We start from the raw sequence: 1,482 nt of genomic DNA, 5'->3' as shown, positions 1-1,482 counted from the left end.
GAAGTCGTAACAAGGTAGCCGTAGGGGAACCTGCGGCTGGATCACCTCCTTTCTAAGGAAGCTGTAGAATAGTAAGACGCTGCAATTTATTGCAGATGAACTTTCTCGTGCTTTTTAGAACATAGATCGGAAGCCAGTCAGCTTCACGATCGCTTTGCAGGCGTGCCGCCTTCGTTTCTCTTTCTTCATTGTTGATTGAATGACCCGCTCACGGGCCTTATCGCAGCTGATGCTGCTGGCCCTGCGCGAGCGCGCCGCATAAGCGGCGACGGACTAGCGTCCTGTATTGGCGCCCTCTTTGAGAGGTAGCGAAAGTATATGGGCTTGTAGCTCAGTTGGTTAGAGCACACGCTTGATAAGCGTGGGGTCGGAGGTTCAAGTCCTCCCAGGCCCACCAGATATGTGATAAGGGGCTTTAGCTCAGCTGGGAGAGCACCTGCTTTGCAAGCAGGGGGTCATCGGTTCGATCCCGATAAGCTCCACCATCACTTTTTTGGTGTCGAGTAGGACGGATTTTGGTCAATCAACAAAAGAAAGAAACAAGTTTGCAGATTGCTTTGAGCAATTTGCCTGTTCTGTATGAAATAGTGAAGAGAAGATGTAATCGGATTAGCTTTATAGCTGATGTCGCAAGAGCTTGCTCAAGCCTTGCATTATGATTGGACGCCTAACCGCTCCACCGATTGTATCTCGAGAAGCTGGTCTTTCTGCTGATAACGTCAGACTTTAATAGTTTGATGGATATTGGCAATGAGAGTGATCAAGTGTCTTAAGGGCATTTGGTGGATGCCTTGGCATGCACAGGCGATGAAGGACGTGATACGCTGCGATAAGCGTCGGGGAGGTGCGAATACCCTTTGATCCGACGATTTCCGAATGGGGCAACCCACCTTAGATAGCTAGAAAATTTGAATTGTTGGCGCGCAAGCAAGAACAGTTCATGTTTCTAGTTATCGTAATAAGGTATCTAATTCTGAATACATAGGGGTTAGAAGCGAACCCGGGGAACTGAAACATCTAAGTACCCGGAGGAAAGGACATCAAACGAGACTCCGCTAGTAGTGGCGAGCGAACGCGGACCAGGCCAGTGGCTTATATGAGTAAAGTGGAACAATCTGGAAAGGTTGGCTAGAGTGGGTGATAGCCCCGTACACGCAACACGATTATAAGTCCTTGAGTAGGGCGGGACACGTGAAATCCTGTCTGAACATGGGTAGACCACTATCCAAGCCTAAGTACTCGTGCATGACCGATAGCGAACCAGTACCGTGAGGGAAAGGTGAAAAGCACCCCGACGAGGGGAGTGAAATAGTACCTGAAACCGAATGCCTACAAACAGTTGGAGCCCAAGATTAGTTCTGGGTGACAGCGTACCTTTTGTATAATGGGTCAGCGACTTAGTGTAACGAGCAAGCTTAAGCCGGTAGGTGTAGGCGTAGCGAAAGCGAGTCTGAATAGGGCGTTCAGTTCGTTGCATTAGAC

Annotated in this window: 2 tRNA genes and 2 rRNA genes; all 4 read left to right on the top strand. The window is 49.1% G+C overall.

The features are described from left to right. Positions 1-52 (top strand): 16S ribosomal RNA (locus ACOZHT_RS24380); the annotation flags it as partial. A gap of 268 nt (positions 53-320) precedes the next feature. Continuing rightward, a tRNA-Ile gene (locus ACOZHT_RS24375) sits at positions 321-397 on the top strand. A 12-nt stretch (positions 398-409) separates the two neighbouring features. Continuing rightward, a tRNA-Ala gene (locus ACOZHT_RS24370) sits at positions 410-485 on the top strand. Between the two features lie 273 nt (positions 486-758). Beyond that, positions 759-1,482, top strand: a 23S ribosomal RNA gene (locus tag ACOZHT_RS24365); the annotation flags it as partial.

This window comes from Ochrobactrum sp. EDr1-4 (assembly GCF_049199085.1).
GTDB lineage: Bacteria > Pseudomonadota > Alphaproteobacteria > Rhizobiales > Rhizobiaceae > Brucella.
The sequence above is the reverse complement of the archived record's forward strand: the minus strand, read 5'-3'. Positions and strand labels throughout refer to the sequence as shown.